General features: G+C 38.2%; 14 protein-coding genes and 1 riboswitch. Of the genes, 3 read left to right on the forward strand and 11 right to left on the reverse strand.

Features of this window, described 5'->3' with window-relative positions:
- Positions 1 to 16: 16 nt before the first annotated feature.
- Positions 17 to 1,501: a threonine synthase gene (gene thrC, locus CJ191_RS05105; RefSeq protein ID WP_070467631.1), complete on the reverse strand. Its 1,485-nt coding sequence runs from the start codon at positions 1,499 to 1,501 to the stop codon at positions 17 to 19.
- 266 nt (positions 1,502 to 1,767) lie between these two features.
- Between thrC and CJ191_RS05110 the strand changes: the two genes are divergently transcribed.
- Positions 1,768 to 2,403: a 50S ribosomal protein L25 gene (locus CJ191_RS05110; protein WP_070467629.1), complete on the forward strand. Its 636-nt coding sequence runs from the start codon at positions 1,768 to 1,770 to the stop codon at positions 2,401 to 2,403.
- A 171-nt stretch (positions 2,404 to 2,574) separates the two neighbouring features.
- Here the strand turns inward: CJ191_RS05110 and thiT are convergent, their stop codons facing one another.
- Positions 2,575 to 3,138, reverse strand: a complete 564-nt coding sequence (gene thiT, locus CJ191_RS05115; protein WP_070467627.1) for an energy-coupled thiamine transporter ThiT — start codon at positions 3,136 to 3,138, stop codon at positions 2,575 to 2,577.
- Positions 3,139 to 3,283: 145 nt separating this feature from the next.
- Positions 3,284 to 3,380, reverse strand: a riboswitch (TPP riboswitch).
- A 208-nt stretch (positions 3,381 to 3,588) separates the two neighbouring features.
- Here thiT and CJ191_RS05120 point away from each other — a divergent pair.
- Complete coding sequence (locus CJ191_RS05120) at positions 3,589 to 3,912, forward strand: iron-sulfur cluster biosynthesis family protein (protein ID WP_070467625.1); 324 nt, start codon at positions 3,589 to 3,591, stop codon at positions 3,910 to 3,912.
- A 67-nt stretch (positions 3,913 to 3,979) separates the two neighbouring features.
- Positions 3,980 to 5,293 carry a hydroxymethylglutaryl-CoA reductase, degradative gene (locus CJ191_RS05125; RefSeq protein WP_102199178.1) on the forward strand — a complete coding sequence of 438 codons (1,314 nt, stop codon included), beginning with the start codon at positions 3,980 to 3,982 and terminating at the stop codon, positions 5,291 to 5,293.
- A 54-nt stretch (positions 5,294 to 5,347) separates the two neighbouring features.
- On the opposite strand, the gene CJ191_RS05130 is transcribed toward CJ191_RS05125, so the two are convergent.
- The 9 genes from CJ191_RS05130 to CJ191_RS05170 all read right to left on the reverse strand — a co-directional run bounded on the left by CJ191_RS05130 (position 5,348) and on the right by CJ191_RS05170 (position 15,497).
- The gene (locus CJ191_RS05130) at positions 5,348 to 6,502 is read right to left on the reverse strand and encodes a hydroxymethylglutaryl-CoA synthase (protein ID WP_102199179.1); all 1,155 of its coding nucleotides are present in this window, start codon (positions 6,500 to 6,502) and stop codon (positions 5,348 to 5,350) included.
- Positions 6,503 to 6,729: 227 nt separating this feature from the next.
- A complete protein-coding gene (gene uxaC / locus CJ191_RS05135; RefSeq protein WP_102199180.1) occupies positions 6,730 to 8,154 on the reverse strand; it encodes a glucuronate isomerase in 1,425 nt (474 codons plus the stop codon).
- Positions 8,155 to 8,190: 36 nt separating this feature from the next.
- Positions 8,191 to 9,222 (reverse strand): sugar kinase, encoded by a 1,032-nt coding sequence (locus CJ191_RS05140; protein ID WP_070467618.1) that lies wholly within the window; start codon positions 9,220 to 9,222, stop codon positions 8,191 to 8,193.
- Position 9,223: 1 nt separating this feature from the next.
- Positions 9,224 to 9,874, reverse strand: coding sequence for a bifunctional 2-keto-4-hydroxyglutarate aldolase/2-keto-3-deoxy-6-phosphogluconate aldolase (locus CJ191_RS05145; RefSeq protein ID WP_070467617.1), 651 nt, complete (start codon positions 9,872 to 9,874; stop codon positions 9,224 to 9,226).
- Between the two features lie 43 nt (positions 9,875 to 9,917).
- The gene (locus CJ191_RS05150) at positions 9,918 to 10,769 is read right to left on the reverse strand and encodes an HAD family hydrolase (RefSeq protein ID WP_070467615.1); all 852 of its coding nucleotides are present in this window, start codon (positions 10,767 to 10,769) and stop codon (positions 9,918 to 9,920) included.
- Between the two features lie 109 nt (positions 10,770 to 10,878).
- On the reverse strand, positions 10,879 to 11,733 hold the full coding sequence (locus CJ191_RS05155; RefSeq protein WP_102199181.1) for an SDR family oxidoreductase: 855 nt from the start codon (positions 11,731 to 11,733) through the stop codon (positions 10,879 to 10,881).
- A gap of 62 nt (positions 11,734 to 11,795) precedes the next feature.
- Positions 11,796 to 12,872 carry a mannonate dehydratase gene (uxuA, locus tag CJ191_RS05160; RefSeq protein WP_070467611.1) on the reverse strand — a complete coding sequence of 359 codons (1,077 nt, stop codon included), beginning with the start codon at positions 12,870 to 12,872 and terminating at the stop codon, positions 11,796 to 11,798.
- Positions 12,873 to 13,418: 546 nt separating this feature from the next.
- Entirely contained in the window at positions 13,419 to 14,093 is a 675-nt protein-coding gene (gene rpiA / locus CJ191_RS05165; RefSeq protein WP_102199182.1) for a ribose-5-phosphate isomerase RpiA, read from the reverse strand.
- A gap of 21 nt (positions 14,094 to 14,114) precedes the next feature.
- Complete coding sequence (locus CJ191_RS05170; RefSeq protein ID WP_102199183.1) at positions 14,115 to 15,497, reverse strand: Sapep family Mn(2+)-dependent dipeptidase; 1,383 nt, start codon at positions 15,495 to 15,497, stop codon at positions 14,115 to 14,117.
- Between the last annotated feature and the right edge of the window lie 41 nt (positions 15,498 to 15,538).

Consider the following 15,538-nt stretch of genomic DNA (forward strand, 5'->3'; position numbering starts at 1 on the left):
CCACTTTCTTATTGAACTACTCTCCCGTTAAAATGCCTACGACAGTCGCTTTCATATCTGCAACTGTAGATACACGGTTGTGACGTACTTCTGCTGTTTGAATTTCCTTGATAGCCTTTGGATAATCGCGATTACCTGCAGTTTTAATGTTGGCCACTAATTCATCATCAGAAGCATTTTCTACATCTTGTCCAATGGCTGTTAAAACAGCTTGCGGGAATTTGTATGGGCTAGCGGTTGATACAACAACACTTGGGCCACTTAAGGTATCTTTCGCTTTCAATTTTTGTAAACTTGCTGAAGCTACCCCGGTATGTGGGTCCATTAAGTAGTCGTATGCTTGGTAAACTCGGTCAATTTCTGCTTTAGTCTCTGCTTCATCAGCGAATTCACCAAGGAAATCAGCAAATTTTTCGCTTACATCAGCTGGAAATTCGTAGCGCCCTTTTTCATCTAGGTCATTCATTAAGGCAGATAATTGTGCCACATCATCACCTAGCGCATGGAATAACATTCGCTCGAAGTTACTTGAAACTAAGATGTCCATTGATGGCGAAATCGTCAATTTAAATTCACGGTTTTTATCATAAACACCTGTATTAAAGAAGTCGTATAAGACAGTGTTATCATTTGAAGCACAAACCAATTTACCCACTGGTAAACCTAATTTTTTCGCATAGTAACCGGCTAGAATATCTCCAAAGTTTCCTGTTGGTACCACAAAATTAACGGGACTACCCGCTTCAATTTCTTCATATTTCACTAATTGGGCATAGGCATAGAAATAATAAACAACTTGAGGAATCAAACGCCCGATATTCATTGAGTTTGCTGAAGAGAATTGGATATTTTTTGCTGCTAAATCAGCGCGTAAAGTTTCATCATTAAATAGACGTTTCACTTCAGTTTGGGCATCATCAAAGTTCCCTTCAATCGCTACAACAAATGTATTATCTCCTTTTTGAGTAATCATTTGTTTTTCTTGAATAGTTGATACGCCTCCTTGAGGATAGAAGACAATGATTTTGGTACCAGGAACATCTGCGAAACCGGCCATAGCAGCCTTACCAGTATCTCCTGATGTAGCTGTCAATATCGCAATTTCTTTATCGTTATTATTCATTTCAGCCGACTTCTTCATTAAATGCGGTAAGATTTGTAAAGCCAAGTCTTTAAAGGCAATTGTTGGCCCGTGGAATAATTCTAAATAATAATCTTCACCCACTTTAGCCAGTGGTGCGATAACATCTGTATCAAACTTTTCGTCATACGCAGCATCAATACAGGCTTTTAAATCAACTTCTGAGAAATCATCAAAAAAGATAGACATCACAAAATAAGCTAATTCCTGATAAGTCATTTCCTTTAGTTCAGACCAGTTTATGTCAATATTTGGCCATTCCGTCGGGACATAAAGCCCACCATCAGTTGCTAAACCTTGAACAATAGCTTGTGAAGCAGTGGCAATATTTTCCTGGTTTCGTGTACTTTTAAATTGCATCATATTCCTCCTAAGCGACTCGTTTTACCCTTTTGATCCATACCTGTCACTCTTTATATTTGCTTCATTTTACCATAGAAGGTCCATTTATGGCAGTGTAGGCTACCTTTTCTCATCATACGCTATTAGAAAATCCATCCAAATAATGGCGTGTTTTTAGGTTGAAATAGATTTTATTACTCATATATGTTAATATAAAATGTGTTTCTAATTTTTTAAATTGTAAGAAACGTCAATACAAACGTATATACTCAGGAGGTATTTGAATGAAATTTACAGCTCAAAAACGTGATGGCTCTGGTACTTCAGCAGCTAAACAATTACGTAAAGAAAATTTAGTTCCAGGCGTTGTATACGCAAGTGACTTAGATCCGATTAACATCTCAATGTCAGTTTCTGATGTAGAACAAATTCGTCGTGAATTAGGTCTTAACTCAGTATTTGATTTAGAGTTAGATGGCGAAACTCGTACAGTATACGTACGTGAAATTTCACAATCTGCGTTGAAACCAACTATCTACAACATTTCTTTACAAGCAATCAAAAAAGGTCAAAAACTTGAAATGCCATTATCTATCGTTGTTGTCAACGAAGATGCTTTAGCAGATAAAGAAGGTGTAGCATCTACTACAACACTTGAAATAGACGTTATTGCTGACCCAGCAACTGCACCAGATTCAGTTGAAGTTGACGTTACAGGTTTAGCTATCGGTGATTCAGTAACTGCTGGTGAGTTAAACCTTGCAAGCGATATTGAGTTAGTAACTGATGCTGAAGAAGTTATTGTAGCGATTTCTGCGCCAGTTGAAGAACCAGAAGAAGTAGATCCAGATGCTGAAGTTGCTGAACCAGAAGTAATCGATGAAAAAGAAGGCAAAATTGTAGAAGATACTGAAAACTAAGATTTTTTCAATGTCTTATACTAGCCAAAACCGGTGTGATTGATCTCACACCGGTTTTTTTGTCTGATTCATCTTTTCTTTTTTCCCAGAAGTCTTTAGCAAATTTTCTAGCAAATCAAAAAAACAGGTTGGTGCTTGTATATGTCACCAGCCTGCTTTACTGTATTATATTTATTTGTCAACTAGGATAATTTTCTTATTTGTTTTGATTAGTAGGTAAGAAATAACATAGCACGCGATCCAGGTTGCGAGTCCTGACATCGTATTCATCACACCTGAATATACCCAAGGACTCATGCCCTCTGGTGCAAATTGCCCCCAAAAGGCTACCCCAGCTAGAAAATGAACAAAATATTCACAAAAGATGGCTATAAAAGTCGCTAAACCAACATATAGTAAAAGATTTTTTTCTTGGTTGTTTTTTGCTGCTTCTTGAATTTTTAGGGCAAAAATACCTGCTAATCCAGCTAACACAAAAGCAAAAATATATTCAATAATACCTTGTATTGGCGTTAAAATACTGGCAAATCCAGAAATAAATTTAATCAGGCCTAACAAGAATCCTGACAATAAACCTGCACGAAGCCCTCTTCTAAATGCTAGAATATAAATAATAGCTAATGAAATTTGGACCCCAAAACTTGGCCCAATTTCAATTGGTATCAGCGATACTATAAAAGCAATAACAGCTGCAATAGCGGCCTCGATATTTTCATTCAACTTAACTGATCTCATTCTTCTTCTCCATTCTTTTGTAGGCACAGTGAAAACTGATTTGAAATGGTATCAGAGTAAATAAAAAATCGCATTTATCACAATTGTGACAAACACGACCGCTCAATGTATTCAACGATTTAACGCATTAAATCATTCACCAACAAATGGCTATTGAACACTTCCTTACGCCAGTATAAACCGGATCAAGTTATGAGGGTCTGTCTTTAAACATCTCAGCAAAAGCTCCCCTAGTGCATACAAGTATATCATTTCTTATAGTATATGCTAATATTGTATTTTTAGCAAGTGGTAACCGCAAACATTTCATAATCATTCAGACTTATTGTATAATGAGATTGAGCGCTGGTTCATCAAAACCACACTATTGTATATATATCACCAATATGATATATTTTTAGGAAATTATTTATGCATTCTATTATTTAGAGGTCTATGGGGGGATGAAATTTGAAGCTATTTTTTTCGGATAAAGCGATCAATCAATTACAATCATTATCACAATTTGAACATATTTGTTTAAATGATACACAGTATTTACATATTTCTGATGGACAAGAAATCGACTTGGTTTTACGGACGAATGAGACAGATTTTTCTGCTTATGATGATATCTTGGAGACCCATATTGGCCAAGTTCACGTGAGAGAGAATGCATTAAAATTTTTAGGCCACGACAACCGCATTGATTTTGATGATTTCAGACAAGCCTTTGTGTTAATTGTTGATGGTCATGTGATGAACGATGACATTTACCTACAAAAAGCGTCATAATAGATGATTCTCAAGCGAAACGGGCTAGGACTACTGGTCCGTTTCTTTATTAAAAAAAGGAGTAAATATGTCTCAAAACCAATTCCAAGCATACTATAAAAAGTCTCGGCAAGAACGTATCGATATTTTAGTCAATCAGCAACAAATTACCGAGGACCAAGGCGCATTTTTAAAGAATGGTGAGGGGTTAACGAATGAAATTGCCGATAATATGATTGAAAACGCCCTCTCTACCTACCGACTTCCTTATGGTCTAGGACTCAACTTCCTAATTAATAATCGAGAAGTCCAAATTCCTATGGTTACTGAGGAGCCATCTGTCATTGCCGCTGCATCAAATGGTGGGAAAATCGTCCAACAAGCTGGTGGTTTTAAAGCGCAAGTGAACCAACGTCTGATGACTGGACAAATCGCTTTTACGGGTGTTGAACATGAAAGCCAAGCCTTAGATTTTGAAAAATGGGTAGCTGAAGTTTCTAATAACCTACTAGCTGTCGCTAACGATGCCTACCCTTCTATTGTTGAGCGTGGTGGTGGTGCAAAATCGATTCGCTCTCACTACTACCCTACAACAGCCGATAATGCCTCTTTTTTCGTTATATACCTAACGATCGATACAAAAGAAGCCATGGGGGCAAATATGATGAATACTATGTTGGAGGCTTTAAAGACCTATATCTTAAATCATGTGGATTTTATTCCTGGCCTTGAAGGTTTGATGGCTATTCTATCAAATTATGCGCTGGAGGCAACCGCTACGGCAACTTGTGAGATTCCGGCTCATCTACTAAATAAGGGAGATGTTCAAGGAACTGAAGTGGCTAGAAAAATAGCCTTAGCAAGTCAACTGGCACAAGTGGATGTATACCGGGCAACAACCCACAACAAAGGTATTATGAATGGTGTAGATGCTTTTGTATTAGCTACTGGTAATGACTGGCGGGCCGTTGAGGCGGGTATACATGCCTATGCGACCAGAGACGGACATTATCGTGGGTTGGCTATGTGGTCATACAATGCTGATCGTGAATTGCTCACTGGCACACTCACCCTACCTTTAGCTTTAGGTGCTGTAGGCGGGTCTATCGGTATCCATCCAACGGTTCAAGTAACGAAATCGATCCTTGGCCAAACAGATGCTAAATCATTGATGGAAATTGCTGTATCACTTGGGTTAGCCCAAAATTTTGCAGCAATCAAAGCCCTGGTTTCTGAAGGGATCCAAGCTGGTCATATGCAATTACAGGCTAAATCTCTAGCCATCCAAGCCGGTGCACAAGGTGATCAAGAAATTAATCAATTAGTATCTGCCTTAGAAAAAGCTAACCATAAAAACTTGGCGACTGCTAGTGCATTATTAGAAAAATTACGAAATATATAAAAAAATCGTTACCCACTTGAAGTTAAGCACACTTCTTGTAGGTAACGATTTTCTTTATTTATATAGTCGTTTATGATCTTCAACACCAGCCAATTGGAATCGTTCTTCATCATCAGCTAGCACTAATTGACTACCGTCAGTCGGCAGTTCTTCTTGGAAAATCAATTCATAATCAGCAACAGATAATTGTACCCGGTTATCTAACATTGCTTCGTGGCTATCTACTGCTAGCATATCTTTATAACCTTCTACTAAAGTAATGGAGAAGAATTCACCAACTGCTCCTGAACCATAAGAATACAATCCAATGACGTCTCCGGCTTCAAGATTTTGACTTTGGTCTAATAAGGAAATTAAGCTTAAATATAGGGAACCCGTGTATATATTTCCAACGCGTTTATTATAAACACGGCTTGCTTCAAATTGGTCTGTTAGACTAGCTTGTTTAGCTTCATCCACTTCTGGCAATAATTGGCGCAAGCCTTTTAGCCCCATTTTTGAATATGGTAAATGGAATGCCAAAGCTTTAAAATCATCTAAGGTTTTGTTGCTACGCTTTTTATATTCCGTCCAAACAGTTTCAAGATAAGCAAGATACTGTTCATTAGAAAACTGCCCATCTACTTGTGCATAAGCGGAATAGTTTGGTCGCCAAAAATCATAAATATCACCAGTGTAAGAAACCGCATCATCATTGATGACTGCCACACGAGGATCTTTACAGATTAGCATCGCCACTGCACCTGCACCTTGCGTTGATTCTCCTGAAGTATTCAAGCCATATCTAGCAATATCAGTTGCAATCACCAACACTTTTGACTCAGGATGACGAGCGACATGGGATACTGCAGTTTGAAGACCTACAGTTGCTGCATAACATGCCTCTTTCATTTCAATCGCACGGGCAAATGGGTTAATCCCTAAAAGCTGGTGTACATGAACTGCCATTGCTTTTGATTGGTCCACACCTGATTCTGATCCAACTATAATAAAATCAATAGCCTCTTTATCTTCTGCTGTTAATATTGGCCAAGCCGCGTTAGCGGCCATTGAAACTGGATCTTGGGTTAAGGGGGCTACCGCTTGCTGGGTTTGACCTAAACCAATTGTAAACTTCGCTGGCTCGACATCTCTAGCTTCAGCCAGGTCTTCCATATCCACATAGATATGTGGTGTGAAGAAATGTAGTTTATCTATACCAATATTCATATTTGTTACTCTCCCAACATCATTTTTTACGGATAACGTAATTTATCACTGTTCATTCTATCATAGTTTCCTCTCTCTATCCGCATTTGTAGCATTCTTAGGAAATTCTGAACATTTTTTCATGAAAAAAGAGAGACACAACAGAGTTGTCATGCCTCTCCTAGATGGAAACTGTCTGGTCAATTGGGCGAATACTTTAGTTACAGGTCATTATTTGTCAAAATGTTTTATTTTGACACGACGTCAGCAGCGTCAAAATATTCTACTGCGTTGTTATAAGAAACGTTCGTAATTAATTTTTCTAATAATGCTTCATCATTAGGAATTTCACCACGTTCAACCAAGTCACCGATGTAGTCGCAGAATAAACGACGGAAGTATTCGTGACGTGTGTAAGAGATGAATGAACGAGAATCCGTCAACATACCAACAAAATTCATGAGTAAGCCACCTTCAGCTAGGGCTTTGAATTGTTTCAACATACCGTATTTCGTATCGTTGAACCACCAACCTGAACCTAATTGCACGCGACTCTTGATGCCTTTGTCATTAGATTGGAAGTTCGCTGCAGTGGTTGCTGCTAAGTCAAAGTATGCTGGGTTTAATGGGTAAAGAATAACTTTAGGCAATTCGTTTGTTTTATCCATTTCGTTTAATAAGCCGTTTAAAGCTTCAGCAACATGCGTTTGGTCGTTGATTGAGTCTAAACCAGCGTCTGGACCTAATTGTTTAAATAAGCGCTCAGAGTTATTACGGATTGCCCCAAAGTGGAATTGCATCACAAAACCTTTAGCATTGTAAATTTTACCTAATTCACGTACTAATGCGGTTTGGAATTGACCATATTCATCTTCTGAAATGGCTTCACCGTTCACAGCTTTTGTAAAAACGGCTTCTGCATCTTCATTCGTTGCTGGACGGAATACTAATTTCGCTAAACCGTGGTCAGAAATGTTTGAACCGTGGTCAGCAAAGTATTGAATACGGTCTTCTAGAGATGCCACTAATTTAGCAAATGAATCAATTTTAATGCCGTTTGCCTGTTCCATTTTTGGTAAGAAGTCAATGAATTTTTGTTCGCCAACTGCAAAAGCTTCATCAGGACGGAAACCAGGCACAACAGTAACGTCAAATGTATCGTCTTCCGCAATTTGTTTGTGGAATTCTAATGTGTCATAAGGGTTATCCGTTGTACAGATAAATGTGACATTAGAATTTTTAATTAATTGACGAGCAGTTAAGTTTTCGTCTTTTAATTTTTGATTAGCTGCATCATAAATCTCTTTCCAGTTATCAGCAGATAACATTTCGTCAACGTCAAAGTAACGTTTTAACTCTAATGCAGTCCAGTGGAATAATGGGTTACCTACTGTATTTGGAACAGTTTCAGCCCATGCTTGGAACTTCTCTTCATCTGAAGCATTCCCAGTAATTTTCTCTTCTGGAATCCCCATTGCCCGTAGTCCACGCCATTTATAATGGTCGCCACCTAACCATAATTCAGTAATATTTTTGAATGTATAGTCTTCAGCGATTTGTTGTGGTGATAGGTGACAGTGGTAGTCAAAAATTGGTTGGTTTTCAGAATAAGTATGATACAAATGTTTTGCAGTTTCACTTTGTAACATAAAGTCTTCATTAATAAAAGCCATCTTGTAAAGTTCTCCTTTCGATTGAAAAATAGTTGCCTAACGACTTACATCGAAGCCTTCATCACTATTCATTAATTGGTGAACATCGCTTAGCGTCACAATGCCCATATCCCCTGGAATGGTATGTTTCAGTGCAAATGTTGCATTGGCAAATTCAACGCATTCCTTAGGCGTATAGTTTTCTGAATTAATCGCGTATATTAAACCAGCAGCGAAGGCATCGCCTCCACCAATACGGTCAACAATATCTACATCAAACACTTTAGAAGCATAGAGTGTTTTATTCGCATACATATAAGATTGTAAGATATTACGATTTGCATTAATCACACGACGTTTTGTCAATGCAATCGCTTCTAGGTCATAATAATTACAAATATATTCAAGCGTATCATCTATGTTATCGAAATCATATGGTCGCTTAATATTATTCGTATCCTTATAGTCATTGCCGTCTTCATCCGGAACGAATAAAGGTTCAATACCAAAGCAAATGTCTGCATACGGTAATAATTCTGCCATTTTTTCACGGGCAACTTCAAAATCCCATAGACTTGCACGGTAATTTAAGTCTAGAGAGACTTTTAAACCACGTTTTTTAGCTTCTTGCATAGTAGCCTTGGTTAAATCAAATAAGTTATTTGATAAGGCTGCCGTGATACCAGAAGTATGGAACCAGTTTGCATCTTCGAAAATCAGATCCATATCATAATCATCGATCTTAGATTCTGTAAAAGCGGAATTCTTTCTATCATAAACAATCTTAGACGGTCTAATAGAGTACCCTTTTTCAGCAAAATATATACCTAAACGGTCACCCTGACGTAACATGTAGCCAGTGTGTACCCCATTTTTACGCATAAATTCAATGGCGCTGTTCCCTAATTCGTTATCAGGTACAGCTGTGATAAAACTAGCCCACATACCTAAATGCGCTATAGTAGATGCTATATTCGCTTCAGACCCACCATATGTGACTTCTAATTTTTGCGCTTGAGAAAAGCGTTCGCTGTCATTTGTTGTTAAGCGAATCAAGATTTCTCCAAGCGTCACAACCTTTTTGCGCATATTATTTTCCGCCTTGGATTTCTGCTAATTTATCAGCAAATTTTTGTGCTTCTTCACGACAAGAGTCCGCCCCATCAGCTTTGTAACGTTTAGTTAAAGCTGAACCAACACCAACTGCCCATGCACCATTGTTAATCCAAGTTTCCATGTTGTCGATGTTAACGCCACCTGATGGCATCATTTCAACTTGTGGCAATGGACCATGGACATCTTTAATAAATCCAGAACCTAATACACCACCTGGGAACACTTTAACGATTTCGCATCCTGCAGTTAATGCTTGTTGGATTTCACTTACAGTACCGCAACCTGGTAAGTATGGCACTGTGTATAAGTTACAGATTTCAGCAATTTCAGGCACCCATGTTGGTGAAACGATGAAACGTGCCCCATTTAAGATTGAGATACGTGCAGTAATTGCATCTAAAACAGTACCTGCACCTACAACCATGTCAGTACCCGCAAATTCTTCTGATAAACGAGCCATTACTTTCTCAGCTCCAGGTGTTGAGAAAGTAACTTCGATGTTTTTAACCCCACCTTCGTAAACTGCTTTAGAGATTTCGTAACCTGCTTGTTCAGATTCGCCACGTACTACTGCGAATAAGAAGTTTTTTTGCATTTGTACAACTGTTTCTGCTTTATTTGCCATTTTTATTCCTCCTAAATTGCATACATTGATTTAATTGATGAAATTATGCGTCGTATTTTGCTAATAAGTCTTGGAATTCACCAATCACTTTATCTTGGTATTCACCAGCATATTCTTTGTTGTTGAATTTAGCTAACGCTTCATTACGTAGACGGTCCCACGAGAATTCTTCATTTCCAAATAAGATTGGGTAGTAAAGAACGCCATTTGTTTGCGCTGCTTTTAAGTCACCAGGTGCGTCTCCAACCATTAAGATTTCATCTTTTGCATAACCATGTTTCAATAAGTCAGCAATTGCATCTGCTTTTGAACCAGCTTCTTGACCGTAGATAACGTCAACTGAAGGCATCAAGTCATGACGAGTCCATTCAGATTGTAACGCTTCAGAGTTAGCTGAAGAAACGATGGCTACGTCTCCTGCTTCTGCCAATTTTTCTAAACCTGCTTTAGCACCAGGGAATGGTTCATCGCGTCCAGTAAGTTCGGTATGAATACCTTCATTTACTTTGTTAGACCAGTCTAAAGCTGTCACTAGTGAAGGTTCCTCATTTGCTTCGATAGCTTCTTTTAATGATGCATTTGATAATGAAGTTGCTGAGTTAGCCCAGTCACGTAATGCATCAATATTCATGATGGATTCGCCAGCGGCAGCAGCGTCATCTAAACACATGACCAAAGCTGTAAAACGATTTACACCACGAGTAGATGAAAATAAGTTTACACGATTCCAGTCTTCTTGGAAGGCTTCTTTATTTTCGATCCCAAAAACATCTGCAGCAATTGGTCCGAAAAATTCAAAATGTTTAACGTTCATGGTATCCATTGCACAACCATCTGAGTCAACACAAACTAAGAATTGGTTTTGTTTTGTAAATTCATTTGGTAAAACTGCCATTCATATTCCTCCTATGTTTAACAGAAAAAGGGCTTTGAGCATTGATATGATACCCCTGCCAAAGCCCTCCAGTTATTTTGTATGTGTATGATTTAATTTTATTGAAGAATTAAACACCAGCGTAAGCAGCGAAACCACCATCAATCGGTAATACAACACCGTTTACGAAGCTTGCGGCTTTTTCGTCAGCTAAGAATAATAAACCACCTAATAACTCTTCTGGTTCACCAAAGCGACCCATTGGTGTACCATTAATGATTTTCTCACCACGTGGTTTCAATGTTTTGTGGTCTGCTTCAAACATCATGTCAATGTTTTGGTTAGATACTAAGAAACCTGGAGCGATTGCATTAGCACGAACCCCAACATGCGCAAAGTGAACCGCTAACCATTGAGTGAAGTTAGAGATTGCTGACTTAGCACCTGAGTATGCAGGAATTTTTGTTAATGGTGTGAATGCATTCATTGAAGAAATGTTGATAATGTTCGCACCTTCACGTCCAATCATGTCTTTAGCGAAAATTTGAGTTGGTAATAAAGTACCTAAGAAGTTTAAGTTAAATACAAATTCAACACCTGATTGGTCTAGGTCGAAGAAAGTTTTTGTTTCTTCCGGTAAGTCTAATTCATGGTATTCGTTGTCAGTAGTTGCGCGAGGGTTGTTACCACCAGCACCGTTTACTAATACGTCAGTACCATCGAATTCAGCATCTACAGCCTCTTTAGCTGCTTTGATTGAATCGATTTCTAATACGTTACATGCTACAGCGATTGCTTTACCAGGGATGTCTAAAGCGTTAATTTCGTCAGCACGTGCTTGCGCTGCGTCAGCGTTTAAGTCTAATAAAGCAACGTTAGCACCTGCTTGAGCAAAAGCTTCTGCAAATTTAGAAACTAATACACCACCAGCACCTGTTAATACGACTGTTTTACCTGTAAAGTCATGAGTAAATTGGTTTGCCATTATTCATTACCTCTTTCTTATCTACTGGAAGTCCAGTAATTCATTGTCTTTGCTACGGTTAATTATTTAGTAGTACCAAAGTTAGGTGTTTTACCAGCAGCTTTCATTGCTGCTTCATATAAACCGTTGAAGTAAGTAGCACCTAATGCACGGTCATATAAACCGTAACCTGGTGTTACTGTTTGGTCACCCCAAATTCGACGACCGTGGTCTGGACGTAATGCACCTTGCCAGTCATGGTCGACTAACATTTTGATTACTTCGTACATGTCGATGTCACCAGCTTCAGATAAGTGTGCTGTTTCTTGGAAGCCCCAGTCTCCACGTTTAACGTTACGCGTATGCATGAAGTTGATACGGTTACGTTCTAATGCTGATTTAGTCATCGCTAAAACATCATTCTTAGGATCAGAAGCGTAAGAACCAACACACATAGTAATACCATTATATTCTGAATCATAGATGTCTAAGAAACGCGTAACTGCTTCTTGGTCAGTAATGATACGTGGTAAACCAAAGATTGAGTATGGAGGGTCATCTGGGTGAATAGCCATTTTTACGCCAGCAGCTTCAGCAGTAGGCATGATTGCTTTAATGAAGTATTCTAAGTTTTCCCAAAGTTTAGCTTCATCTACGTTATCACGGTAGTAATCTAAAATAGTTTTCATTTCTTCTTTGGTGTAAGAAGAATCCCAACCTGGTAATGACAGTTCACCTTCAACTGGATCCATACGCTCAACATCTTCATTAATGAATGCTAACGATTTAGAACCATCCGGTAAGTCATGGTTTAAGTCAGAACGAGTCCAGTCAAATACTGGCATAAAGTTATAGCAAACCACAGGAATTCCTGCTTTACCTAAGTTCGTTAAAGTTGTTTTGTAGTTTTCGATTAATTGGTCACGATTAGGTTTACCTTGTTTGATATCCTCGTGAACTGGTACTGATTCGATTACTGAAATATGTAGACCTGCATCTTCAACATCTTTCTTAAGTTGTTCGATACGCTCCATTGGCCAAACTTCCCCTACAGGAATATCGTAAATTGCTGTAACGATACCTTGCATACCAGGGATTTCACGGATTTGTTGTAATGTAACAGGATCATCCTGTCCATACCATCTAAAACTCATTTCCATAATAATACTCCTTTTCGCGTGATATAAATTCGCATTATATATTTATGAGCAATCGCTTACGCTCATTCAATTACATTCTACATAATGGGAAGCGCTTTTTCAAGGGGCAAATGGCAATTAATGCAATTTTTTAACAAAAAATGTAAGGGGATACAATTCTAAAGGCTATTGCTTTAATTTTTTATCTTGTTCATGGTATAATAAAACATATCAAAAAAGTTATTTATTTATAGGGGGTGGCCACATGCCAACGAGTAAGGCACAAAAGAAAAGAAACCGTAAAATCCTATGGTATCTAGTCTTAATCATTTTCACTATTGTACAAAGTTTTCTAAATTCTGATGACGATAAGGCATAGTGATCTAATACATTTATCTTTTAAAATGTCAAAAAACAATTTTTTTCTTGTTTTATTGACATTTTTTATAAATAGCAGTTTGGAGCAACATTTGCAATGACATGATGAGTTTGAAGCAAAACCAACTAAATAAATATAGAAAAAGCGAGCTAAGGCATTTTTCCTTAGCTCGCTTTTATTATCAAATACTACTTATTAAATTCTACGACTTGCCCATCTTTGGCCATTAACACTTTGTCCGCTATGCCTAAGAATAAGCCATGTTCAACAACACCAACCATTTGCGTTAACTCGGCCGCTAACTTGGTTGCATCTACAATTTTCTCTAAATGAAGATCAATAATAAAGTTACCTGAATCAGTCACAAATTTATTGTCATCTGGGGATAAACGAAATGTTGGTGCATAACCTTTATCCTCAAATGCATAGAATAAGTGTTGACTAGCTGCTGGAATCACTTCTATTGGTAAGGGAAAAGCGCCTAATTGATCTACTTGTTTTGTATGGTCACAAATCCAAATAACGCGTTCACTGTTCACTGCGATAATTTTCTCAATCAAGTGCGCGCCACCGCCACCTTTAATGCCATTTAATTGTGGATCAAATTCATCGGTCCCATCTATTGTTAAGTCGATTTTGGCCACATCATTTAATGAAGCAATGGGAATATCTAAACTAGCAGCTAATTCAGCAGACTGAATAGATGTTGGTATACCAGTGAACCTTAAGCCTTCTTCTTTCATTCGTTTACCTAATGCCGTAATCAAATAATAAGCTGTAGAGCCTGTTCCTAACCCAACAACCATGCCGTCTTCAACGTACTGTGCCGCTGCTACCCCAACTAATTCTTTTTCGTTCACCATATGACTCCTTTATTTATCTTCCTATCTTAATTGATCTGCTTGACCAAGTTGGATGAAAGCATCTGTATATAGTTTTAATAACGCTTCTAATGTATCCATTTCGATATACTCATCCGCTTGATGTGCTACATGTGCATCATGCTGGAAGTTCATTCCAAATGATACGCAATTTGGCATTACTTTACTATATGATACCCCACCAGAGATAATAGGTTCAATAGGATGATCTGGGAAATGTTGATGGAAAGTATTTAGCAATAGTTGATTGGCTGGTAGATTAACATCGGAAAGAATCGGAGGTGTATCAAATGATTTTACAAATGGAATATCAGGAAATTCTTTAGTGAACGCTGCTGTCAATTCTGGTTCAGTGATATTCGCTGGATAACGCACATCGATGGTGAAACTAATGTGACCTTCTTCTGTTTTCTCAATGACACCTTGATTGATCGTTAAAGGGCCCATAATTTGGTGATCACGTGCAATGCCAAATCCAGATCCATCATATAGGCGGAATAAACGTGTCCATTTATCTGCAAAAGCGTCATGATAATTATTCGCGATGATTTCAAAACCACGGGTAATCGCTGAATCCCCTACTTCAGGTGTAGATGCATGGGCAGAAATACCGTACACTGTCATTTTGGTATCCCCATTATCCTCTTGAATAGCGATTGACCAACCCTTATCTTTGGCATAGGCTTCTAATCCTGGGTTTGGCGTCCCTTCAATAATAAAAGTTGCTTCAGATGCTACTACGTTAGCACCAGCACCACCAACAATGCTTTTAATGATGGTATTCAAGTTTAACTCACCAGCATAGTTCCAAGTTGTAGCCCCTTTTTCCCCTATTTGTAATGGAAATTGGCCATCTGGGGTAATCGCAAAGTCAGGTGCGCCTTCTTTGATTACATATTGTGGAATATCTGTCATATCTGATTCTTCATCAGAGCCAATGACGATACGAATATTGTTTTTCAAGGGAACTTGATAATCCTGTAAAATTTTCGCTGCATAGTAGGTTAAAATCGCATTACGTTTCATATCTGATGTACCACGACCATACATACGGTCATCGATTATTTCGGCACCAAATGGTTCTTTCGTCCAATTTGATGAGGCCCCAACAGGTACCACATCAATGTGGCTCACGATATCTACACGTTGCTTGGAACCGCTATTTTGAGGTTCAATATGGACCGTATAAGGATAAACATCACCAACTCTCATACCGTCGCGCTCCCCTAATCCATGCATGAAAGCCAAGGCTTTACGAACTTCCGGTCCATATGGAGCTTCTGAAGTAGCTGCTTGGTCATCACGAATAGATGGAATGCGTACCAATCCTTGGATGTCTTCAATCATTTGTGGTAAATACTTTGCAAAATCAATTTTGTCTAACATATTATTCTCCTCAAGTTTTATTATTTCTTATATATATGAAT

Source organism: Aerococcus viridans (genome assembly GCF_002871935.1).
In the GTDB taxonomy this organism is placed as follows: domain Bacteria; phylum Bacillota; class Bacilli; order Lactobacillales; family Aerococcaceae; genus Aerococcus; species Aerococcus viridans_B.